This window comes from Burkholderia catarinensis (genome assembly GCF_001883705.2).
Classification (GTDB): Bacteria; Pseudomonadota; Gammaproteobacteria; order Burkholderiales; family Burkholderiaceae; genus Burkholderia; species Burkholderia catarinensis.
Map to the genome: position 1 here is coordinate 1 of NZ_MDEQ02000041.1, position 22,533 is coordinate 22,533.

The 22,533-nt window shown below is 68.0% G+C and carries 15 protein-coding genes; 9 read left to right on the plus strand and 6 right to left on the minus strand.

Features of this window, described 5'->3' with window-relative positions; translation table 11 throughout:
* The first annotated feature begins 413 nt into the window (after nucleotides 1-413).
* The 7 genes from BFF94_RS35050 (at nucleotide 414) to BFF94_RS35080 (ending at nucleotide 8,737) form a co-directional block, all read left to right on the plus strand.
* A complete protein-coding gene (locus BFF94_RS35050; RefSeq protein ID WP_128842297.1) occupies nucleotides 414-1,646 on the plus strand; it encodes an aspartate aminotransferase family protein in 1,233 nt (410 codons plus the stop codon).
* 30 nt (nucleotides 1,647-1,676) lie between these two features.
* Entirely contained in the window at nucleotides 1,677-2,762 is a 1,086-nt protein-coding gene (gene aruF, locus BFF94_RS35055; RefSeq protein ID WP_128842296.1) for an arginine/ornithine succinyltransferase subunit alpha, read from the plus strand.
* A complete protein-coding gene (gene astA, locus BFF94_RS35060; protein ID WP_128842295.1) occupies nucleotides 2,759-3,790 on the plus strand; it encodes an arginine N-succinyltransferase in 1,032 nt (343 codons plus the stop codon). The genes aruF and astA overlap by 4 nt, the downstream gene beginning before the upstream one ends.
* Nucleotides 3,791-3,797: 7 nt before the next feature.
* The gene (gene astD / locus BFF94_RS35065; RefSeq protein ID WP_128842294.1) at nucleotides 3,798-5,261 is read left to right on the plus strand and encodes a succinylglutamate-semialdehyde dehydrogenase; all 1,464 of its coding nucleotides are present in this window, start codon (nucleotides 3,798-3,800) and stop codon (nucleotides 5,259-5,261) included.
* 14 nt (nucleotides 5,262-5,275) lie between these two features.
* Nucleotides 5,276-6,616, plus strand: a complete 1,341-nt coding sequence (gene astB, locus BFF94_RS35070) for an N-succinylarginine dihydrolase (RefSeq protein WP_128842293.1) — start codon at nucleotides 5,276-5,278, stop codon at nucleotides 6,614-6,616.
* Nucleotides 6,600-7,679: a succinylglutamate desuccinylase gene (gene astE / locus BFF94_RS35075; RefSeq protein WP_219140386.1), complete on the plus strand. Its 1,080-nt coding sequence runs from the start codon at nucleotides 6,600-6,602 to the stop codon at nucleotides 7,677-7,679. Before astB ends, astE begins: the two co-directional genes overlap by 17 nt.
* 263 nt (nucleotides 7,680-7,942) lie before the next feature.
* Nucleotides 7,943-8,737, plus strand: coding sequence for an ABC transporter substrate-binding protein (locus BFF94_RS35080; RefSeq protein ID WP_219140387.1), 795 nt, complete (start codon nucleotides 7,943-7,945; stop codon nucleotides 8,735-8,737).
* A gap of 87 nt (nucleotides 8,738-8,824) precedes the next feature.
* Here the strand turns inward: BFF94_RS35080 and BFF94_RS35085 are convergent, their stop codons facing one another.
* Together BFF94_RS35085 and cdpA are read right to left on the minus strand one after the other, a co-directional pair.
* Nucleotides 8,825-10,333, minus strand: a complete 1,509-nt coding sequence (locus BFF94_RS35085; protein WP_219140388.1) for an HDOD domain-containing protein — start codon at nucleotides 10,331-10,333, stop codon at nucleotides 8,825-8,827.
* A 27-nt stretch (nucleotides 10,334-10,360) separates the two neighbouring features.
* Nucleotides 10,361-12,103: a cyclic di-GMP phosphodiesterase CdpA gene (gene cdpA, locus BFF94_RS35090; RefSeq protein WP_201260366.1), complete on the minus strand. Its 1,743-nt coding sequence runs from the start codon at nucleotides 12,101-12,103 to the stop codon at nucleotides 10,361-10,363.
* Between the two features lie 279 nt (nucleotides 12,104-12,382).
* Between cdpA and BFF94_RS35095 the strand changes: the two genes are divergently transcribed.
* Entirely contained in the window at nucleotides 12,383-12,931 is a 549-nt protein-coding gene (locus BFF94_RS35095) for a peroxiredoxin (RefSeq protein WP_128842290.1), read from the plus strand.
* A gap of 98 nt (nucleotides 12,932-13,029) precedes the next feature.
* On the opposite strand, the gene BFF94_RS35100 is transcribed toward BFF94_RS35095, so the two are convergent.
* Nucleotides 13,030-13,659 carry an SDR family oxidoreductase gene (locus BFF94_RS35100; protein ID WP_128842289.1) on the minus strand — a complete coding sequence of 210 codons (630 nt, stop codon included), beginning with the start codon at nucleotides 13,657-13,659 and terminating at the stop codon, nucleotides 13,030-13,032.
* A 294-nt stretch (nucleotides 13,660-13,953) separates the two neighbouring features.
* On the opposite strand from BFF94_RS35100, the gene BFF94_RS35105 reads away from it, so the two are divergent.
* A complete protein-coding gene (locus tag BFF94_RS35105) occupies nucleotides 13,954-15,435 on the plus strand; it encodes an NYN domain-containing protein (protein WP_219140389.1) in 1,482 nt (493 codons plus the stop codon).
* A gap of 178 nt (nucleotides 15,436-15,613) precedes the next feature.
* On the opposite strand, the gene BFF94_RS35110 is transcribed toward BFF94_RS35105, so the two are convergent.
* The 3 genes from BFF94_RS35110 to BFF94_RS35120 form a co-directional block, all read right to left on the minus strand.
* The gene (locus BFF94_RS35110) at nucleotides 15,614-15,997 is read right to left on the minus strand and encodes a VOC family protein (RefSeq protein ID WP_128844972.1); all 384 of its coding nucleotides are present in this window, start codon (nucleotides 15,995-15,997) and stop codon (nucleotides 15,614-15,616) included.
* Between the two features lie 106 nt (nucleotides 15,998-16,103).
* Complete coding sequence (locus BFF94_RS35115; RefSeq protein WP_128844975.1) at nucleotides 16,104-19,412, minus strand: efflux RND transporter permease subunit; 3,309 nt, start codon at nucleotides 19,410-19,412, stop codon at nucleotides 16,104-16,106.
* A 3-nt stretch (nucleotides 19,413-19,415) separates the two neighbouring features.
* Nucleotides 19,416-22,529, minus strand: a complete 3,114-nt coding sequence (locus BFF94_RS35120) for an MdtB/MuxB family multidrug efflux RND transporter permease subunit (protein ID WP_128844977.1) — start codon at nucleotides 22,527-22,529, stop codon at nucleotides 19,416-19,418.
* Nucleotides 22,530-22,533 lie beyond the last annotated feature (4 nt).

The window sequence follows — 22,533 nt, forward strand, 5'->3', positions numbered from 1 at the left end:
GGGCGGTATACCGCTCCGTTGGGTGGTGAGTGGTGTCAGATCCATTGCTCGAACCACTCCGCCCGCCTGACTGGCGCGGACACTTAGGCGCGGTCCACTTCGGGAGCCATGGCACCGGGAAGTCATGTGTTATCCGAGCGCCTTTCTTTTGGTTACTTTTCTTTGGCAAGACAAAGAAAAGTGACCGCTGCCCCGCGCAGGGGCGACGCTAATAGACCGACACGATCGCAGGTGCTTCACGCCAAACGCTGCTGATCGACCGCCAAAACCGGCACCGCCCCTACCGGGAGGGGCAAAATAGCGAAAGGAAAAGGGCTTCCGATAGAACCCGTCGCAATTCCGCAAGACGCTTGCGTCACCCTTACCTAAACTTGATCCTGTTGAACCCTCTTACGAAACCGAAAGGAACGACCATGACGACCTCGACCGTGAACCGCCAGACATTCGACGAAGTGATGGTGCCGGTATTTTCCCCCGCGCCGTTCGTGCCGGATCGCGCAGAGGGCTCCCGCGTGTGGGACACGGCCGGCCGCGAGTACCTCGATTTCGCCTGCGGCATCGCCGTGACGTCGCTCGGCCACGGCCACCCGGAACTGCTGAAGGTCCTGGACGAACAAGGCCGCAAGCTCTGGCACATCGGCAACGGCTACACGAACGAACCGGTGCTGCGCCTCGCGAAGCGCCTCGAATCGCTGACCTTCGCCGACCGCGCATTCTTCGCGAACTCGGGCGCGGAAGCAAACGAAGCCGCACTGAAGCTCGCACGCCGCGTCGCGTTCGATCGCCACGGCGCCGATAAAGCGGAAATCATCTCGTTCGTGCAGTCGTTCCACGGCCGCACGTTCTTCACGGTCAGCGTCGGCGGCCAGCCGAAGTACTCGGAAGGCTTCGGCCCCGTGCCGGCCGGCATCAAGCACCTGCCGTACAACGACATCGAAGCCGCAAAGGCAGCGATCGGCCCGCAAACCTGCGCCGTGATCGTCGAGCCCGTGCAGGGCGAAGGCGGCGTGATCCCCGCCGATCCGGCGTTCCTGAAGGCGCTGCGCGAAGCATGCGACGCACACGACGCACTGCTGATTTTTGACGAAGTGCAAACGGGCGTCGGCCGCACGGGCCAGTTCTACGCGTACATGGACACGGGCGTCACGCCGGACATCCTGACGACCGCCAAGGCGCTCGGCAACGGCTTCCCGATCGGCGCGATGCTGACGACGAACGAACTGGCCGCGCACTTCAAGGTCGGCGTGCACGGCACGACGTACGGCGGCAACCCGCTCGCATCGGCGATCGCCGACAAGGTCGTCGAACTGATCGGCGACCCGGCACTGCTCGAAGGCGTGCGCGAACGCAGCGTGCGCCTGAAGGGCGCGCTCGAACGCATCAACGCACGCTTCGGCATCTTCAAGGACGTGCGCGGCAAGGGCCTGCTCGTCGGCGCCGAACTCACCGCAGCGTTCGACGGCCGCGCGAAGGACTTCGTCAACGCAGCCGCCGAGAACGGCCTGATCATGCTGATCGCCGGCCCGAACGTGCTGCGCTTCGTCCCGTCGCTGGTGATCCCGTTCGACCTGCTCGACGAAGGCATGAAGCGCTTCGAGAAAGCGGTCGAACAAGTGCTCGCCGCGCAGGAAGCCACCGCGCGCTGATCGGCGCACCCATCGCAGACAGGAACGACGATGCTATTTGTTCGCCCCGGCAAACTCACGGATCTCGATGCGCTCGCGCACATGGCGCGCACCGCGCAGCCGGTCCTGCACTCGCTGCCGCACGACCGCGCGGCGCTCGAAGCACGCGTGGCGCTCTCCGAGGATTCGTTTCGCGCGGACGTCGACTTCGCCGGCGAGGAGTTCTACCTCTTCGTGCTCGAGGATGCGTCGACGGGCAAGCTGCTCGGCACGGCGAGCATCGTGGCCGCGGCCGGCTACTCGGAACCGTTCTACGCGTTCCGCAACGACGCACTGATCCACGCGTCGCGCGAGCTGCACGTGAACCGCAAGATCCACGCGCTCACGATGTCGCACGAGCTGACCGGCAAGAGCCGGCTCGCCGGCTTCTACGTCGATCCGTCGCTGCGCGGCGACGCGGCCGCGCACCTGATCTCGCGTGCGCGAATGATGTATATCGCCGCGAACCGCCGCCGCTTCACGCCCGAAGTGTTCACGCTGCTGCTCGGCGTGAGCGACGGCAACGGCGCATCGCCGTTCTGGGAAGCGGTGGGCCGCAAGTTCTTCGGCCGCGACTTCACCGACGTGGACATCGCGTCGGGCGGCCGCAGCCGCACGTTCATCGCGGAAGTGATGCCGGCCTATCCGCTGTACGTGCCGCTGCTGCCGGAAGCCGCGCAGCGCGTGCTCGGCGAGCCGAACGAGACGGCGCTGCTCGCGTACGACATCCATCTCGAAGAAGGCTTCGAGCCCGACCGCTTCGTCGACATCTTCGACGCGGGCCCGGTGCTGACCGCGCAGGTCGACCGCACCGCATGCGTGAAGCACGGCACGGAGCGCGTCGTGCGCGAGGCCGCACACCAGCAAGGCGACGTCGCGTACATGGTGTCGACCGGCAGCGGCGAATCGTTCCGCTGCGTGCTGGCCGACCTGCCGGGCGACCCGGGCGACCCGGGCGACCCGGCCGACGCGCGGGGCGCCGATGCGCCGCTGGCCGGCGACGTGCGCGCGGCGCTCGATGTAAAGGACGGCGATATCGTGCGCTGCGTGCCGCTGCATCGCCGCGACGATGAAGATTTGAAGGGAGACGCAGCATGATCGTCGTTCGGGTCGTACAAACGGGCGACGTCGACGCGCTCGTATCGCTCGCGAAGGAAACCGGGCCGGGCCTGACCACGTTCAAGCCGGACCGCGACGCGCTCGCCGCGCGCATCGAACGTACGCGCCGCACGCTCGAAGGGCAGGCGGCGGCCGGCGAGGCCGGCTACTTCTTCGTGATGGAAGAATCGAAGACGGGCGACATCGCGGGCGTGTGCGGGATCGAGGCGCAGGTCGGCCTCGAACAGCCGTTCTACAACTATCGCGTGAGCACGGTCGTGCACGCGAGCCAGGAGCTCGGCGTGTGGACGCGGATGTCCGCGCTGAACATCTCGCACGACCTGACGGGTTACGCGGAAGTGTGCTCGCTGTTCCTGAGCCCGCGCTATCGCACGGGCGGCGTCGGCGGCCTGCTGTCGCGCTCGCGCTTCATGTTCATCGCGCAGTTCCGCGACCGCTTCCCGGAACGCATCTGCGCGGAGCTGCGCGGCCACTTCGACGAAGACGGCACGTCGCCGTTCTGGCGCGCAGTCGGTTCGCACTTCTACCAGATCGATTTCAACGCGGCCGACTATCTCAGCTCGCACGGCCGCAAGTCGTTCCTCGCGGAACTGATGCCGCGCTACCCGGTGTACGTCGATCTGCTGCCGCAAGACGCGCAGGACGCGGTCGGCCTCACGCATCGCGATACGCTGCCGGCCCGCAAGATGCTCGAGGCGGAAGGGCTGCGCTACCAGAATCACGTCGACATCTTCGACGCGGGCCCCGTGCTCGAATGCCACGTCAACGACCTGCGCACGGTGCGCGAGAGCGTCGTCGTACCGGTCTCGATCGGCGTGCCCGACGCACGCGACGATGGTTCGAAGTCGCTCGTGTCGAACACGTCGCTCGCCGACTTCCGCGTCGGCGTCGCGCCGGGCGTGGTCGCGAACGGCGCGTTCGTGCTGTCGGCCGACGATGCCGCCGCGCTCGACGTGCAGGCCGGCGATCCGGTCCGCGTGCTGCCGCTCAAAGTCAAACAGGGATAAACGAATCATGACGGAACTCTTCATCGACGGCGCCTGGGTCGCAGGCTCGGGCCCCGCCTTCGCTTCGCGCAACCCGGGCACCGACGAGATCGCATGGCAGGGCGAAAGCGCGTCGGCAGCCGATGTCGATCGTGCGGTCGCGAGCGCGCGCCGCGCATTTGCCGGCTGGTCGGCGCTCGATTTCGAAGCGCGCTGCGCGATCGTCAAGCGCTTCGCGGCCTTGCTCAACGAACGCAAGGAAGCGATCGCGACCGCGATCGGCCGCGAGACGGGCAAGCCGCTGTGGGAAGCGCGCACCGAAGTCGCGTCGATGGCCGCGAAGGTCGGCATCTCGATCCAGGCGTACCAGGAACGCACGGGCGAGAAGCGCCAGGACATGGCGGACGGCGTCGCGGTGCTGCGCCACCGCCCGCACGGCGTCGTCGCGGTGTTCGGTCCGTACAACTTCCCCGGCCACTTGCCGAACGGCCATATCGTGCCGGCGCTGATCGCCGGCAATGCAGTCGTGTTCAAGCCGTCGGAGCTCGCGCCGGGCGTCGCGCGCGCGACGGTCGAAGTGTGGCAGGAAGCCGGGTTGCCGGCCGGCGTGCTGAACCTCGTGCAGGGCGAGAAGGACACGGGCATCGCGCTCGCGAACCACCGGCAGATCGACGGGCTGTTCTTCACGGGCAGCTCGGACACCGGCACGCTGCTGCACCGGCAGTTCGGCGGCCGTCCGGAAATCGTGCTCGCGCTCGAGATGGGCGGCAACAACCCGCTCGTGATCGGTGAAGTCGAGGACATCGACGCAGCCGTGCATCACACGATCCAGTCGGCGTTCCTGTCGGCCGGCCAGCGCTGCACATGCGCGCGCCGCATCTTCGTGCCGCAGGGCGCGTTCGGCGACCGCTTCCTCGCGCGCTTCGCCGACGTCACGTCGAAGATCACGGCCGACGTGTTCGACGCCGATCCGCAGCCGTTCATGGGCGCGGTGATCTCGGCACGCGCCGCGGCGAAGCTCGTCGACGCGCAGTCGCGCCTGATCGAACAGGGCGCGAAACCGATCGTCGCGATGACGCAGCGCGATCCGCGCCTCGGCTTCGTGAACGCGGCGATCGTCGACGTGACGGGCGTGGCCGACCTGCCCGACGAAGAGCATTTCGGGCCGCTCGCGCAGATCGTGCGCTACGCGACGTTCGACGAAGCGATCGAGCGCGCGAACGACACGGCGTTCGGCCTGTCCGCCGGCCTGCTCGCCGACGACGCGCACGCATGGGAGCACTTCCGCCGCACGATCCGCGCCGGGATCGTCAACTGGAACCGGCCGACCAACGGCGCGTCGTCCGCCGCGCCGTTCGGCGGCACCGGCCGCTCGGGCAACCATCGTCCGAGCGCGTACTACGCGGCCGACTATTGCGCGTATCCGATGGCGTCGGTGGAAAGCACGCAACTGACCTTGCCCGCGAGCCTGTCGCCGGGCCTGCATTTCTGATCGAGGGAACGACGATGAACGCACAAGAAGCCAATTTCGACGGGCTCGTCGGCCCGACCCACAACTACGCCGGGCTGTCGTTCGGCAACGTGGCGTCGCTCAACAACGAAAAGTCGGCCGCGAACCCGAAGGCCGCCGCGAAGCAGGGGCTGCGCAAGATGAAGCAGCTCGCGGATCTCGGTTTCGCGCAAGGCGTGCTGCCGCCGCAGGAGCGGCCGTCGCTGCGCCTGCTGCGCGAGCTCGGTTTCTCGGGCAAGGATGCGGACGTGATCGCGAAGGCCGCGAAGCAGGCGCCCGAACTGCTCGCCGCGGCGAGCTCGGCATCGGCGATGTGGACCGCGAACGCGGCCACCGTCAGCCCGTCGGCCGATACGAGCGACGGCCGCGTGCACTTCACGCCGGCGAACCTGTGCAGCAAGCTGCATCGCGCGATCGAGCACGACGCGACGCGCCGCACGCTGTCGACGCTGTTCGCCGATCCCGCGCATTTCGCGGTGCACGAAGCGCTGACGGGCACGCCGGCGCTCGGCGACGAAGGCGCGGCGAACCACACGCGCTTTTGCGCCGAATACGGCCAGCCGGGCATCGAGTTCTTCGTGTACGGCCGCGCGGAATATCGCCGCGGCCCGGAACCGAAGCGCTTCCCGGCACGCCAGACCTTCGAGGCGAGCCGCGCGGTCGCGCATCGCCACGGGCTGGCCGAAGAAGCGACGGTCTATGCGCAGCAGGATCCGGACGTGATCGACGCGGGCGTGTTCCACAACGACGTGATCTCGGTCGGCAACCGCGACACGCTGTTCACGCACGAGCGCGCGTTCGTCAACAAGCAGGCGATCTACGATACGCTGACCGCCGCGCTCGACGCCCGCGGCGCGCGCCTGAACGTGATCGAGGTGCCCGATGCGGCCGTGAGCGTGAACGACGCGGTGACGTCGTATCTGTTCAACAGCCAGCTGCTGTCGCGCGCGGACGGCTCGCAGGTGCTCGTCGTGCCGCAGGAATGCCGCGAGAACGCGAACGTCGCGGCCTATCTCGACCATCTCGCGGCCGGCAACGGCCCGATCCACGACGTGCTCGTGTTCGACCTGCGCGAAAGCATGAAGAACGGCGGCGGCCCCGCGTGCCTGCGCCTGCGCGTCGTGCTGAACGAAGCGGAGCGCGCGGCCGTCAAGTCGAACGTGTGGATCAACGACACGCTGTTCGCGTCGCTCGACGCATGGATCGACAAGCACTATCGCGATCGCCTCGCACCGGAAGACCTCGCCGATCCGGTGCTGCTCGACGAATCGCGCACGGCGCTCGACGAGCTCACGCAGATCCTGCGCGTCGGTTCGCTGTATGACTTCCAGCGCTGATTCCCGCATGACCGGCGCACTGCTCGACGATTTCCTCGCATTCACGCTCGCGGGCGATGCGCCGGCCGCGAAGGACGGCGCGTGCGCGGGCGGCGCGGTGCGCTGGCAATGGCTCGGCGACGGGTTGCTCGTGCTCGAACCGGCCGCGACCGTCGACACGGCGCGTGCGAGCGTGCTCGTGTCGGCCGGCGTGCACGGCGACGAGACGGCGCCGATCGAGCTGCTGTCGATGCTCGTGCGCGATCTCGCGGCGGGCGCGCTGCCGCTCGCGTGCCGGCTGCTCGTCGTGCTCGGCAACGTGCCGGCGATGCGCGCGGGCGAACGCTATCTCGACGACGACCTGAACCGGCTGTTCAGCGGCCGTCACGTGCAGGTGCCCGCGAGCCGCGAAGCGCCGCGTGCCGCGCAGCTCGAAGCGGCCGCGGCCGCGTTCTTCGCGGCGGCGCCGGCCGGTGCCGAGCGCTGGCACATCGACATGCACACGGCGATCCGCGCATCGGTGTTCGAGCAGTTCGCGCTGCTGCCGCACACGGGCACGCCGCCGACGCGCACGATGGTCGAGTGGCTCGGCGATGCGCGCATCGCGGCCGTGCTGCTGCATACCGCGAAGGGCAACACGTATTCGCATTTCACGGCCGAGCACTGCGGCGCGCTCGCGTGCACGCTGGAACTCGGCAAGGTGCGGCCGTTCGGCCAGAACGACCTGACGCGCTTCGCGCCGGTCGACCGCGCGGTGCGCCAGCTCGTGTCGGGGGCGAGGGGCGGCCATCCGGCGCGCGATGCCGATGCCGCGGGCGGCCACCCGTCGCTGCCGCGCGTCTTCACGGTGATCGACCAGATCACGAAGCGGAGCGACGCGCTCGAGCTGTTCGTCGCGGCCGACGTCGCGAACTTCACTGCGTTCGCGCGCGGCACCGTGCTCGCGCAGGACGGCGACTACCGCTATACGGTGACGCACGACGAGGAACGGATCGTGTTTCCGAACCCGGCCGTGAAGCCGGGCCTGCGCGCGGGCCTGCTCGTCATCGACACGACGCGCGAGACGATCGCGGCACTCGTCTGACTGGTCGGCGCGGCCGCGCCTTGCGTATTTGCGACATCGTCTTGCCAGTTTCGCGGCCGGCCCGGCCGGCGTCGTGTGCGCACCGCAGCATCGCTCACTGACGGCTGCTTTGCCATGCCGGGCCGCGCGGATTGGTACAATCGCGGCCTTGCGGCTGTTGCGCCGCATCACGGCGCGGCAGCGGCATTGTCGTGATCATCCGACCCTGCAATGATGCATGCGCCCGTAGTTCCGGAACATTCGAGTATCGAGGAGAGCACCTGATGAAGTTGGATTGGCGTAAAGTGGCCGCGCATGCGGTGGTGGCGGCATCGGCCGTGGCGGCAGGCAGCGCGATGGCCGCGGATCTGAAAGAGATCCGTTTCGGCGTGGAAGCCTCGTACGCGCCGTTCGAATACAAGACGCCCGACGGCAAGCTGACCGGCTTCGACATCGACATCGGCAACGCGGTGTGCGCGAAGCTGAAGACGAAGTGCGTGTGGGTCGAGAACGACTTCGACGGCCTGATCCCCGCGCTGCAGGCGCGCAAGTTCGACGCGATCAACTCGGACATGACGATCACCGACCAGCGCAAGCACGCGATCGCGTTCACCGATCCGATCTACACGATTCCGAACCAGCTCATCGCGAAGCAGGGCGTCGGCCTGCTGCCGACCCCGCAATCGCTGAAGGGCAAGCGCGTGGGCGTGCTGCAGGGCACGATCCAGGAAGCGTACGCGAAGAAGAAGTGGGCGCCGGCCGGCGTCGAAGTCGTGCCGTACCAGACGCAGGATCTGGCCTATGCCGACCTGAAGTCGGGCCGTCTCGACGCGACGTTCCAGGATTCGGAAGCCGGTTCGAAGGGCTTCCTGACGAAGCCGCAAGGCCAGGGCTTCGCGTTCGCGGGCGGCACGGTCAGCGACACCGAGATCCTCGGCTCGGGCGTCGGCTTCGGCCTGCGCAAGAACGACGCGGCGCTGAAGACCGCGCTCGATCAGGCGCTGAAGGAACTGAAGGCCGACGGCACGATCGACAACCTCGCGAAGAAGTACTTCAGCGTGCCGGTGACGCTCAAGTAAGCGTTTCGTTCGATCGCACGATGCAAGCAAACCGGCCGCTGATGCGGCCGGTTTGCTTTTGGAGGCGGGAAACGGCGGCGCCGGCCGTCAGCCGTGCTGCGCAGGAAAGAACCGGCCCAGTTCGCGCGCGAGCTCGTTGAGCACGCCCATCTCCTGCTGGGTGATCTTGCGCGCGGGCTGCGCGCCGGACCAGTCGCCGTACAGCAGCGCGACGGTCGTCGTGCCGACGCGCACGGGCAGCAGCACGAACGCGCGCGTATCGTCGAACACGTCGAGATACCACGCGGGCAGGCGCTTGAGCATTTTCGGTTCCTGCGCCTGCTCGATGAAGATGCCGACCGAGTTCGAGATCGCGAGATGAAATACGTCGGGCTCGAAGCGCTCGTCGAAGCGCAGCCGGTCGAGCGCCGTATCGACGTCGGGACCGAAACCGAGGCGCGCGGCGAACGTGCCGTCGTCGTGACGCACGAACATCACGGTGCGCGTGAACGCGAGGCCGGCCAGCAGGCTTTCCGACGCGAGCGCGAGCACCGGCGTCAGCACGTGCTCGGACGGCAACGCGCGCAGGTCCGCCAGGCCGGCTTCGAGACATGCCTCGGGCTCGGCCTGCGCGCGCGCGATCGCATCGGCGTTCGCGCGCAGCTCGACGATCTCGCGCATCACGGTGTCGCTCGCTTCCTCGCGCGCGAGCCGCTCGGCGATCTCGACGAGCGCGTCGGGCTCCATGTCGAGTTCCGCGCCGAAGTGCTGCGCGAGCGCCGCGATGCGCGCGTCGCGCTGCGGGCTCGCGGGCATCACGAGCGCGCTCGCGACGTCGGTCGAGCAGCGGCTCACCGCGCGCAGCCAGCGGACGCGGTCGGCCGGGCCGTCATCGGTCGCATGGCCCGCGTTGCGGTGGTCGCCTTCGTCGTCGAACGCGTCGGTGCGGGCCGCGTGGTCGTGGTCGGCCATCCCCGCGCGGATCATGTCGGGCAGCCGCCAGCGCGCGGCTGCCTCGAGCCCGATCTCGTCGAAGCCGACGCCGAGCACGTCCGCGCAGGCAGCCGATTCGTCGCCGTTCAGCTCGGCCGCGCGGCGGCGGATCCGGTCCCACTCGCTGTCGAGATAGCAGACCACGAGCAGCTTGCCGACCTGGCGCATCAGCGTGCAGACGACGGCTTCCTCGCCCCCGCGCAGCTCGGCGCGCTCGGTGAGCTTGCGCGCGACGCAGCCGGACAGCAGCGCGCGGTTCAGTTCGAGCTTCGCGTCGATGCGCCGCGGCGTGCTGTGGTGGAAATGGTCGACGAGCTTCAGCCCGACGACCAGATGGCCGACGGCGTCCATGCCGAGCACCATCAGTGCGCGGGTAACGGTCGTGATGTTGCCGCCGAACGCCATGTACATCGCGGAGTTCGCGAGTCGCAGCACTTTCTGCGTGAGCGCGAAATCCGACAGCACGACGCGCACGAGCGCGGTGAAGTCGAGGTCGTCGTTCTTCATCGCGGCCATCGTCGCGCGCAGCGATTCCGACAGCAGCGGGAAATCGCCCCGTTCGCTCATCTGGGCCCACAGCTTGTCGAGCAGTGCGGTGCGGGGCAGGTATTCGGTGGTTGACATACGGATCTGTCCGGTTCGCCGCGCGCGTCAGGCGGCGGCGTGCAGGTGCAACTGCTGCGCCTCGAAGCGCCGCGCGAGCTCCTCGGACGGCAGCGCCTGGCAGACGAGCCAGCCCTGGATATGATTGCAGCCCATCTCCGTCAGCAGCTCGCGCTGCGCCTCGGTCTCGACGCCTTCGGCGACGAGTTCGAGATCGAGCGTCTGCGCGAGGCCGACCACCGCCGACACGATCGCACGGTCATTGCGCGAGGTCAGCAGGTTCTCGACGAAACTGCGGTCGATCTTCAGCTTCGCGAGCGGGAAGCGCTGCAGATACGCGAGGCTCGAATAGCCGGTGCCGAAATCGTCGATCGCGAAGCGGATGCCGAGATCGGTCAGCTCCTCGAGCAGCCCCTTCGCATGCGCGGGATCGTGCATCAGCAGGCTTTCGGTGATTTCGAGCACGATGCGGCGCGGGTCGATGCCCGTCAGCGCGATCGCCTCGCGCACGCTCTGCGTGAAGCGCGGGTCGCGGAACTGCTGCGGCGACACGTTGACCGCCACGTACTGCAGCGCGAGCCCCTGGCGGTCCCATGCGACGAGCTGCATGCACGCGGCCTTGAGCACCCAGTTGCCGAGATAGTTGATCAGGCCGATCGATTCGGCGAGCGGAATGAAGGTCGCCGGCGGCACGAGACCGTGCACCGGATGGCGCCAGCGGATCAGCGCCTCGACGCCGACCACCGCGCCCGACTGGCTGCGCGTGATCGGCTGGAAATGGAGCGAAAACTCGCCGTTGCGCACGCCGTCGTACAGGTCGGCTTCGAGCTTCAGCCGTTCGGCGTCGGCCGGATCGTCGACGGGCGCATGGAACGCGAGCGCGTTGCCGCCCGATGTCTTTGCCTGCGCGAGCGCATGGTCGGCGCGGCGCAGCAGCGGGCTGTGGTGCTGCGCGCGATGCGGCGCGGCACGTTCGTCCGGGTAGAGCGCGATGCCGATGCTCGCGGACAGGTGCACGGTCTGCCCCTGGTACACGTAGGGCTCGCGCACGGCGGCCTGCAGCCGGCGCGCAAGCGCGTCGGCTGTATTGCTCGCCTGCGTGCGGTCGGATGCGCTGAGCACGACCGCGAACTTGTCGCTCGCGACGCGCGCGAGCTGTTCGTTCGGCGTGACGAGCGCCTTCAGCCGCTGCGCGGTTTCGCGCAGCAGCGTGTCGCCCGCGTCGTAGCCGAGCGCGCGGTTGATCCGCTGGTAGTCGTCGAGGTCGAGCAGCAGCAGCGCCGCGCAGGTGCCGTGCTCGTCGGCGGCCTGCTGCGCGCGCATCAGCGCAGGCACGAGCGCGGACAGGTTGTCGAGCCCCGTCATCGGATCGTGGTGCATTTCGTATGTCAGGCGCGCCTCGAGCGCGCGCCACGACGACACGTCGAACGCCGCGATCGCGAAGCCGTCGACCCCGAGGTGGCGGCTCTTGAACGCGCGGACCTCGACGTCCAGCGGGTAGGTGAGCGACTTGACGATGCACATCGTCGCCTTCTCGACCAGGCCGGAACGCGCGGCGCGCGCAAGCAGGCCTTCGAGCGCCGGGGTATCCTGTTCGGCGATCAGGTCGCGCAGCGTCAGCGTGTGCAGGTAGTCGCGGTGGTAGCCGATGAAGCGCAGGCTCGCGTCGGACACGTACAGAAAGCGCAGCTCGCGGTCGACATGGGCGAGGAAATCCACCGTGCCGACCGTCTGTTCCAGCCAGTTGCGCACGGAATCGTCGCGGCGCGGCGCGCCGGCGCGCGCGGGCATCAGCGCGCCGCCCGACCAGGCGAAGCGGCGCAGCGTATGCAAGGCGCTGCGCCAGGAGCCCTTGCGTGGCGTCTGTTTCCTGTTGGCTTCCATGTTTCTCGCTGACGTGAAGGGCTGGAACCGGTTGTCCGGAAGGAATAACGGCAGACTGTGCGGAATCTTTAACGGGCCGGCCGCGGATGGCGCTGCCGCCGGGCCGGATTCGGGTACCGGGCGTTCGACAGGCGAACGCCGGCGAGGCCTACATCGAGGCTGACTTTATAAGAAATGAGGACGCAGATGAAGCGAAAACTATTGCTGGGCGCCGTGGCAGCGCTGGTGGCCGGTCATGCGCTGGTGGCGCAGGCGGAACTGAAGCCGGGCGCCGCGGCGCCCGATTTCACGACGCAGGCGTCGCTGGGCGGCAAGACTTACACGTACTCGCTCGCGGACACGCTGAAGCAGGGGCCGGTCGTGCTGTATTTCTACCCGGCCGCGTTCACGAAGGGCTGCACGATCGAGGCGCATGCGTTCGCGGATGCGGTCGACCGTTACAAGGCTTACGGCGCGACGGTGATCGGCGTATCGGCGGACAATATCGACACGCTGACGAAATTCTCGGTGAGCGAGTGCCGGAGCAAGTTCCCGGTCGCGGCCGATCCGGACGCGAAGATCATCCGTGAATACGACGCGAAGCTGCCGGCGATCGACCGTGCGAACCGGGTGTCGTACGTGATTTCGCCGGAAGGGAAGATTCTCTACGAATACACGAGCATGTCGCCCGACAAGCATGTCGAGAACACGCTCGCCGCCGTGAAGGCGTGGGCCGACGCGCATCCGAAGCAGTAAGCGGGCGCTCGGGGGCGCCCTGGGGCGCCCCGGGCGTCAAAGCGGCCCGTCATGCGGGCCGCGCGGCACGGAGAAGCGCGCCGCGGCGTGCCGGGCCGCTACGCGCGCAATGCCTGCTCGATCGGCACGCCGCCGCCGACGAAGCCGACGATCTTGCGCGAGATACCGAGCTTGATCGCCTCGATCGCGGCCCAGGCAACATCCTGGCGCGACACGGGCGGCGCGTGGTCGAGCCACGCGTCGGTCAGCGCGATCTTGCCGACGCCCGGATCGTCCGTGAGCGGGCCCGGGCGCAGGATCACGTAGTCGACGCCCGACGCGATCGCGCGGTCGTCGCCTTCGCGCTTCATCTGCGAATAGTGGCGCAGCGCGTCCGGGCTGTGCTCGGGCCGGTACGCGGACAGCGAGCTGATCACCACGAGCTTCTGCGCGTTGTAGGCCAGCGCGTATTCGGCCGCGCGGGCGACCGCGTCGCGGTCGACCTGTTCCTCTTCGGCCGCGCCGTCCGATTCGGCCGAACCGGCCGCGTAGATCACGTGCGCGATGCCCTGGAAGGCGTGCGAGAAATCGTTCGTCAGATCGGCCTCGACGACCCGCGCGCCCGCCAGCGCATAGCCGTGCCGGCGCACGAGCGCCGTGACCTCGAACTCCGGCTGCTTGAGCAGCAGATCCGCGCAGGCCTGGCCCGTTCGGCCGGTGGCGCCAATCAGCAGTACCTTCGTCGTCATGAAACCGCTCCTTGCTCGATGCGTCATCCTTCCAGATAGGGACGGACGACCGATAACTCAAGTGTAATGTCGATTTGGCCCGGCGGCGGGTGTGTAATAAGGGGCATACCGGCATCGGGCATACCGGCAGCGGGCATACCGGCGAAGGCACGCGATCTCCGGTGGCGCGACTGAGGTTCCGGCCATCATTCATTCATACGGACGCGGGAATGACGCGCCGACCGGCTATCATGTGCGCGATGGATTTTTCGCCGCTACGCCATACAACGCGTCGGCCCACTGGTTGGAGTACACATGGCATTACCCCTGGACAACGTCAGCATGGCCGTGTTTTGCGACTTCGAGAACGTCGCGCTCGGCGTGCGCGACGCGAAGTACGAGAAATTCGACATCCAGCCCGTGCTGGAGCGGTTGCTGCTGAAGGGCAGCATCGTCGTGAAGAAGGCCTATTGCGACTGGGATCGCTACAAGGGCTTCAAGGCGTCGATGCACGAGGCGAGCTTCGAGCTGATCGAGATTCCGCACGTGCGCCAGTCGGGCAAGAACTCGGCCGACATCCGGCTCGTCGTGGACGCGCTCGACCTCTGCTACACGAAGTCGCATGTCGATACGTTCGTGATCATCAGCGGCGACTCGGATTTCTCGCCGCTCGTGTCGAAGCTGCGCGAGAACGCGAAGAAGGTGATCGGCGTCGGCGTGAAGAACTCGACGTCGGACCTGCTGGTCGCGAACTGCGACGAATTCATCTTTTACGACGATCTCGTGCGCGAGCAGCAGCGTGCGCTCGCGAAGCGCGAACAGCAGCGCACGGGCAACAGCGGCGCGAAGCGGCCCGACGAGCCGTCGCGCAAGCACGACATGGATGCGCGCAGGGCCGAGGCGATCGCGCTGGCGGTCGAGACGTTCGACGCGCTGGCGTCGGAGCGGGACGACGTCGGCAAGATCTGGGCGTCGGTGCTCAAGAGCGCGATCAAGCGCCGCAAACCGGATTTCAACGAGTCGTACTACGGGTTCCGCGCGTTCGGCAACCTGCTCGAAGAAGCGCAGGCGCGCGGCCTGCTCGAAGTGGGGCGCGACGACAAGTCGGGCGCGTTCGTCTCGCGGGCACGCCAGCCGGCGGCCACGGAGCACGTCCCGACGGCTGGTGACGGCGGTGCCGCGCACCACGGCGCGCGCGCGGCGAAGCCGGCGCGGGCCGGGCGCGAGCCGCGACGTCGCGGGCAGCGGGCGGAAGCGGTCGTGCACGAAAGCGTACAGGTCGAAGCGGAAGAGGCGGCCGTCGACGAATTCGTCGACGCAGCGGCGGTCGTGCCGGTTGAAACCGCCGAAGCGAACGAAACGAACGAAACGAACGAAATGGCCGAAACGGCTGATGCGCACGGCGACGCGAAGGATGGTCGCAAGCGCGCGCGCAAGAGCACGGCGAAGAAGACCGGCGCGAAGAAGGGCGCCGCCGCGAAGGGCGCAGGCCGTCGCGGGGCCGGGAAAGCCGAAGACGCGGCGCAGCACGGCGGCGACAAGCATGCGCACGGCAACCCTGCCGACGACACGCATCGCGAGGCCGGGCACGGTGACGTGCGGCATGCCGCCGTGACGCACGCCGCGCCGGCGGCCGGTGATGTCGGCGGCGAGGTTGCGGCCGCGCAGCCCGCGCATGACGCCGCGCCGGTCGAATCGGCCGTCGAAGCGCCGGCCGACGCCAAGCCCAAGAAGCCTGCCCGCAAGGCGGCGCCGCGCGCGCGCCGTCCGCGCAAGACGACGGCGGCCGCCGAGTGACGGCCGCCGGCCGGGTGCCGCCCGCAGCGGCGCGGCGCCCGGCTCGCGCAATACCGGCCGGCGCAACGCCGGCCGGCCTGCCGAGCTAGACAGCGTGACTCCCGTGCGGCTCTGGCAGCAATGCTAACCCGCGTTTGATTCCTCACGGCAGGCCAGCCATTGCCTCACGGGAGTCATATCAGCCGTTCAGCACATACGGACGCGTCATCACTTCGAGGAAGTGGCCGTCCGGATCGTCGAAATACACGCCGCGGCCGCCGTTGTGGCGGTAGATGTCGCCGGGTTGCCGCTTCGCCGGATCGGCCCAGTGCGGCAGCCCGCGCTCGCGAATGCGCGCGTACACACGCTCGAAGCCCGCTTCGTCGGTCAGGAACGCGTAATGCTGCGCCGCGATCTCCCCCGCCTTTTCGTAAAAATCGAGCGACACGCCGTTGTCGAGCGGGACGACCAGCATCGGGCCGAACGGCGTCGGCGATGGCAATTCCAGAAGCTCGGTGAGGAAGCGGCTCGACGCGTGCTTGTCGCGGCACCAGACGATCGTATGGTTCAGCTGGACATTCATGGTGTATCCCCGTGAAGGGGCACCGTGGTGGGCATGGACTCACGATAGCCGATCGCCGCCGGTGTTCAAGCGCGGAAAGCGGCCGCCCGGCGGGCGGCCGCTGCCGTCACTCTCCGGCGACCGCCGGCCCGCCGGAATTCCCGCGGCGGTTGCGCCGCTTCTCGAACCGCACGCGCAGCCGGTCCATGTACAGGTAGACGACCGGCGTCGTATAGAGCGTCAGCACCTGCGACACGATCAGGCCGCCGGCGATCGCGATCCCGAGCGGCGCGCGCAGCTCGGCGCCGTCGCCGCTGCCGAACGCGAGCGGCAGCGCGCCGAACAGCGCGGCCATCGTCGTCATCATGATCGGGCGGAAGCGCAGCAGGCACGCCTCGTGGATCGCGTCGAACGACGACTTCTGGTGGTTGCGCGTCTGGTCGATCGCGAAGTCGACCATCATGATCGCGTTCTTCTTCACGATGCCGATCAGCAGGATCACGCCGATCAGCGCGATGATGCTGAACTCGGTCTTGAACAGCAGCAGCGCGAGCAGCGCGCCGACGCCGGCCGACGGCAGCGTCGACAGGATCGTGATCGGGTGGATGTAGCTCTCGTACAGGATCCCGAGCACGATATAGACGGCCAGCAGCGCGGCGAGGATCAGGATCGGCTGGTCGTTCAGCGACTGCTGGAACGCCTGCGCGGTGCCCTGGAAGCTGCCGACGATCGTCGGCGGGACGCCCACTTGCGCCATCGTCTGGTAGATCACCTGCGTCGCCTTCGACAGCGATACGCCAGGCGGCAGGTTGAACGAGATCGTCGTCGCGACGAACAGCCCCTGGTGGTTGACCGACAGCGGCGTCGTGCTCGGCCCGAACGTCGCGATCGCCGACAGCGGGATCATCGTCGACTTCGACGTCGACACGGACGCGCCCGACGACGCGCTCGACTTGCCGCTGGCCGCGATCGAGTTGAGCGCCTGGTTGCGCGCGGAATCGGACGCAATCGCCGCGGCGCTCTGCGCGGCCGTGCCGGCGCTCGACGTGCCGGCCGACGTCGCGACGTAGGTGCCGGCGGCCGCATTGGTGGTCTGCGAGCCGTTCGCGCTGCCGCCGGACGTGCTGACCCACACCTGGTTCAGCATCTCGGGGCTCTGCCAGTATTTCGGCGCGACTTCCATCACGACGTGGTACTGGTTCAGCGGGTTGTAGATCGTCGAGACCTGGCGCTGGCCGAACGCGTCGTACAGCGTGTTGTCGATCTGCGCGGGCTTGATGCCGAACCGCGCGGCCGTCGCGCGGTCGATCGTCACCATCGCCTCGAGGCCGCCTTGCTGCTGGTCGGAATTCACGTCGGTCAGCTCGGAGCGCTTTTGCAGCGCCTCGGTCAGGATCGGCCCCCACTTGTACAGGTCGGCGCTCGAGTCGCCGAGCAGCGTGAACTGGTACTGCGCATTGCTCTGCCGGCCGCCGACGCGGATGTCCTGCGCGGCCTGCAGGAACGTGCGCGCGCCGGCGACGTCCGCCAGCAGCGGGCGCAGTTGCTGGATCACCTGGTCGGCCGGCAGCTTGCGCTCGGTGCGATCCTTCAGCGTGACGAACATGAAGCCCGAGTTGGTCTGCGTGCCGCCGGTGAAGCCCGCGACGCTCTTCACGTTCGGGTTGCCCTGCACGATCCGCATCATCTCGGAGAACTTCAGCTTCATCGCCTGGAACGACGTCGACTGGTCGGCCTGGATGCCGCCGATCATCAGCCCGGTGTCCTGCTGCGGGAAGAATCCCTTCGGCACGACGATGTACAGGTAGACGTTCAGCCCGATCGTCGCGAACAGGATCATCAGGATCAGCAGCGGCCGGCGCAGCGCCCACGACAGCGAGCGCTCGTAGCCGCGCTGCATGCGCGCGAAGCAGCGCTCGAGGAAGCGCCCGAAGCGGCCTTCGCTTTGCGGGTCGTGCGCCTCGGGCAGCAGGCGCGCGCACATCATCGGCGTGACCGTGAGCGACACCGCGAGCGACATGGCGATCGCGAGCGACAGCGTCAGCGCGAACTCGCGGAACAGGCGCCCGACGATGCCACCCATCAGCAGGATCGGCAGGAACACCGCGACGAGCGAGATGCTCATCGACAGCACCGTGAAGCCGACCTCGCGCGCGCCGTCGAATGCGGCCTGCATCCGCGACTTGCCGCTCTCGATGTGCCGCGAGATGTTCTCGAGCACGACGATCGCATCGTCGACGACGAAGCCGGTCGCGACGATCAGCGCCATCAGCGACAGGTTGTCGATCGAGAAGCCGAGCAGGTACATCGCGCCGAACGTGCCGACGATCGAGATCGGCACCGCGACGCTCGGGATCAGCGTCGCGCGCCAGTTGCGCAGGAACAGGAACACGACCATCACGACGAGGCTGATTGCGATCAGCAGCGTGTGCTCGGTGTCCTTCAGCGATGCGCGGATCGTCGTCGACCGGTCGAGCACGGGCGTGACCGTGATGTCGGCCGGCAGCGACGCGGTGAGCTGCGGCAGCGCCGTGCGCACGCGGTCGATCGTCTCGATGATGTTCGCGCCGGGCGAGCGGTAGAGGATCACGAGCACCGCGCGCTTGCCGTTCGACAGGCCGAGGTTGCGCAGGTCCTCGACCGAATCGACGACGTCGGACAGGTCGGACAGCCGTACGGCCGCGCCGTTGCGGTACGCGACGACGAGGTCGCGGTATTGCGACGCCGAGGACGCCTGGTCGTTCGTATAGAGCTGGTAGCGCTGCGGGCCGAATTCGATCGCGCCCTTCGGCGCGTTGGCGTTCGCGGATGCGAGCGCCGCGCGCACGTCCTCGAGGCCGATCCCGTAGTGGAACAGCGCTTGCGGTTCGAGCTCGACGCGCACGGCCGGGTTCGCGGAACCGCTCACCGAGACCTGGCCGATCCCGTCGATCTGCGACAGCGACTGCTGCAGCACCGTCGACGCGGCGTCGTACAGCTTCGCGGGCGACGAGGTGTCCGACGTCAGCGACACGATCATGATCGGCGAGTCGGCCGGGTTGACCTTGCGGTAGGTCGGGTTGCTCTTCAGCGAGGCGGGCAGGTCGGCGCGCGCCGCGTTGATCGCGGCCTGCACGTCGCGCGCGGCGCCGTCGATGTCGCGGTTCAGGCCGAACTGCAGGATGATCCGCGCATTGCCAACCGTGCTGGTCGACGTCATTTCGGAGACGTCCGCGATCGAGCCGAGGTGTCGCTCGAGCGGGCTCGTCACGCTGGTCGCGACGGTCTCGGGGCTCGCGCCCGGCAGCGACGCCTGCACCGAGATGGTCGGGAAGTCGACCTGCGGCAGCGGCGACACCGGCAGCTTGATGAACGCGAACAGGCCCGCGAGCGCGACGCCGAGCGCAAGCAGCGTCGTCGCGACGGGGCGGGTGATGAAGGGGCGCGACAGGTTCATTGCTTACGCATCCGTGCGCGTGCCGGCACCGGGGCCGTGGCGCTCGAACCAGCCGCGCACGCGGCGCGCGAGCGAGTCGAAGCCGAGATAGATCACGGGCGTCGTGAACAGCGTCAGCACCTGCGACACGATCAGGCCGCCGGCGATCGCGATCCCGAGCGGCTGGCGCAGCTCGGAGCCCGCGCCGGAGCCGACGATCAGCGGCACCGCGCCGAGCAGCGCGGCGAGCGTCGTCATCAGGATCGGCCGGAAGCGCAGCAGGCACGCCTGGAAGATCGCCTCGCGCGGCGGCTTGCCTTCGACGCGCTCGGCCTCGAGCGCGAAGTCGATCATCATGATCGCGTTCTTCTTCACGATGCCGATCAGCAGCACGATGCCGATGATCCCGATGATGTCGAGGTCGTGCCCGGTGATCATCAGCGCGAGCAGCGCGCCGACGCCGGCCGACGGCAGCGTCGACAGGATCGTGATCGGGTGGATGTAGCTCTCGTACAGCACGCCGAGCACGATGTACATCGTGATGACCGCCGCGAGGATCAGGAACAGCTGGTTCGACAGCGACGCCTGGAACGCGAGCGCCGCGCCCTGGAAGCGCGTCTGGAACGACGCGGGCAGGGCGATGTCCTGCTCGGCGGCCTCGATTGCCTTGACGGCCTCGCCGAGCGATGCGCCGGGCGCGAGGTTGAACGAGATCGTCGTCGACGGGAACTGCGACAGGTGCGCGACCAGCAGCGGCGACGGCCGCTCGTGGAACGATGCGATCGACGACAGCGGCACCGGGCCGCCGCCCGCCGACGGCAGGTAGATGTCGTTCAGCGATTGCGTGTAGTGCTGCTCCTTCGGCTCGGACTCGAGAATCACGCGGTACTGGTTCGACTGCGTGAAGATCGTCGACACGATGCGCTGGCCGAACGCGTCGTACAGCGCGTTGTCGACGGTCGCCGGCGTGATGCCGAAGCGCGCGGCGCTCGCGCGGTCGATCTCGATGTAGACGGACTGGCCGTTGCCCTGCAGGTCGGTCGCGACGTCGGCGAGCGACGGCTCCTGCTGCAGCCGCGCGACGAGCTTCGGCACCCAGGTCGCGAATTCGTCCGAGTTCGGGCTCGTCAGCATGAACTGGTACTGCGTCGGGCTGACGGTCGAGTCGATCGTCAGGTCCTGCACCGACTGCATGAACAGCGAGATGCCCGTGATGTTCGCGACGCGGTGCTGCAGGTCGCGGATGATCTGCGCGGCCGTCTCGGTGCGCGCGTCGCGCGCCTTCAGGTTGATCAGCATCCGGCCGCTGTTCAGCGTGATGTTGCTGCCGTCGACGCCGATGAACGACGTGAGGCTGTCGACGTTCGGATCCTTCAGGATCTCGGTCGCGAGCGCCTGCTGGCGTTCGGCCATCGCGCCGTACGAGATCGACTGCGGCGCCTGCGTGATCGCCTGGATCACGCCGGTATCCTGCGCGGGGAAGAACCCCTTCGGTATGTACACGTACAACAGGCCGGTCAGCACGAGCGTCAGCAGCGCGACGACGAGCGTCGAGCGCTGGCGGTTCAGCACCCATTCGAGCGCCACCGCGTAGCGCGCGATCACCCAGTCGATCGCGCGGTGCACGCGCGCCTCGAAGCGGTGGCTCTCCGGCGGCGGCGAATGACGCAGCAGCTTCGCGCACATCATCGGCACGAGCGTGAGCGACACGATCGCCGAGATCACGATCGTCACCGCGAGCGTGATCGCGAATTCGTGGAAGAGGCGCCCGACCACGTCGCCCATGAACAGCAGCGGGATCAGCACCGCGATCAGCGACACCGTCAGCGAGATGATCGTGAAGCCGATCTGCCGCGAACCCTTCAGCGCGGCCTCGAGCCCCGATTCGCCTTCCTCGACGTAGCGCGCGATGTTCTCGATCATCACGATCGCGTCGTCGACGACGAAGCCGGTCGCGATCGTCAACGCCATCAACGACAGGTTGTTCAGCGAGAAGCCGGCCATGTACATCACCGCGAGCGTGCCGATCAGCGACAGCGGCACCGACAGGCTCGGGATGATCGTCGCGTAGACGTTCGCGAGGAACAGGTACATCACCAGCACGACCAGCCCGACCGCGAGCAGCAGCTCGAACTGCACGTCGCGCACGGCCGCGCGGATCATCGTCGTGCGGTCGGTGACGATCTGCACGTCGAGCGCGGCCGGCAGCGTTTCCTGCAGCTTCGGCAACTGCGCCTTGATCGCGTCCACCGTCTGGATCACGTTCGCGCCCGGCTGGCGCTGCACGTTCAGGATGATCGCGGGGGTCGAATTCACCCACGCGCCGAGCTTGGTGTTCTCCGAGCCGGCGACGACCGTCGCGACGTCGGTCAGCATCACCGGGCGGCCGTTCTTGTACGCGACGACGGCGCTGTTGTACTGGTCGGCGCTCGTGAGCTGGTCGTTCGCGTTGATCGTGTACGCGCGCGTCGGGCCGTCGAAGTTGCCCTTCGGCGTGTTCACGTTCAGGTTCGAGATCGTCGTGCGCAGGTCGTCGAGGTTCATCCCGTACTGCGCGAGCGCGGTCGGGTTCGCCTGGATCCGCACGGCCGGGCGATTGCCGCCCGACAGGCTGACGAGGCCGACGCCCGCGACCTGCGAGATCTTCATCGCGAGGCGCGTGTCGGCCAGGTCCTGCACCTGCGTGAGCGGCAGCGTCTTCGACGTGACGGCGAGCGTGATCACCGGCGCGTCGGCCGGGTTGACCTTCGCGTAGATCGGCGGGGCGGGGAGGTCGGACGGCAGCAGGTTGCCGGCCGCGTTGATCGCGGCCTGCACTTCCTGCTCGGCGATATCGAGCGGCAGGTCGAGCGAGAACTGCAGCGTGATTACCGACGAGCCGGCCGAGCTTTGCGACGACATCTGGTTCAGCGACGGCATCTGCCCGAACTGCCGTTCGAGCGGCGCGGTGACCGACGAGGTCATCACCTCCGGGCTCGCGCCCGGGTAGAAGGTCTGGACCTGGATCGTCGGGTAATCGACTTCGGGCAGTGCGGCGAGCGGCAGGAAACGCAGCGCGACGAGGCCGGCCAGCATGATCGCCGCCATCAGGAGGGCGGTGCCGACCGGCCGGAGAATGAAGAGGCGGGATGGATTCATCGAG

Excerpts from the sequence above, each read along its gene's own strand:
- astB (WP_128842293.1), top strand. The coding sequence starts at position 5,276 with ATGAACGCACAAGAAGCCAATTTCGACGGGCTCGTCGGCCCGACCCAC.
- BFF94_RS35120 (WP_128844977.1), bottom strand. The coding sequence starts at position 22,529 with ATGAATCCATCCCGCCTCTTCATTCTCCGGCCGGTCGGCACCGCCCTC.
- BFF94_RS35085 (WP_219140388.1), bottom strand. The coding sequence starts at position 10,333 with ATGTCAACCACCGAATACCTGCCCCGCACCGCACTGCTCGACAAGCTG.
- astE (WP_219140386.1), top strand. The coding sequence starts at position 6,600 with ATGACTTCCAGCGCTGATTCCCGCATGACCGGCGCACTGCTCGACGAT.
- BFF94_RS35095 (WP_128842290.1), top strand. The coding sequence starts at position 12,383 with ATGAAGCGAAAACTATTGCTGGGCGCCGTGGCAGCGCTGGTGGCCGGT.
- BFF94_RS35050 (WP_128842297.1), top strand. The coding sequence starts at position 414 with ATGACGACCTCGACCGTGAACCGCCAGACATTCGACGAAGTGATGGTG.
- aruF (WP_128842296.1), top strand. The coding sequence starts at position 1,677 with ATGCTATTTGTTCGCCCCGGCAAACTCACGGATCTCGATGCGCTCGCG.
- BFF94_RS35110 (WP_128844972.1), bottom strand. The coding sequence starts at position 15,997 with ATGAATGTCCAGCTGAACCATACGATCGTCTGGTGCCGCGACAAGCAC.
- BFF94_RS35100 (WP_128842289.1), bottom strand. The coding sequence starts at position 13,659 with ATGACGACGAAGGTACTGCTGATTGGCGCCACCGGCCGAACGGGCCAG.
- cdpA (WP_201260366.1), bottom strand. The coding sequence starts at position 12,103 with ATGCCCGCGCGCGCCGGCGCGCCGCGCCGCGACGATTCCGTGCGCAAC.
- BFF94_RS35080 (WP_219140387.1), top strand. The coding sequence starts at position 7,943 with ATGAAGTTGGATTGGCGTAAAGTGGCCGCGCATGCGGTGGTGGCGGCA.
- BFF94_RS35115 (WP_128844975.1), bottom strand. The coding sequence starts at position 19,412 with ATGAACCTGTCGCGCCCCTTCATCACCCGCCCCGTCGCGACGACGCTG.
- astD (WP_128842294.1), top strand. The coding sequence starts at position 3,798 with ATGACGGAACTCTTCATCGACGGCGCCTGGGTCGCAGGCTCGGGCCCC.
- BFF94_RS35105 (WP_219140389.1), top strand. The coding sequence starts at position 13,954 with ATGGCATTACCCCTGGACAACGTCAGCATGGCCGTGTTTTGCGACTTC.
- astA (WP_128842295.1), top strand. The coding sequence starts at position 2,759 with ATGATCGTCGTTCGGGTCGTACAAACGGGCGACGTCGACGCGCTCGTA.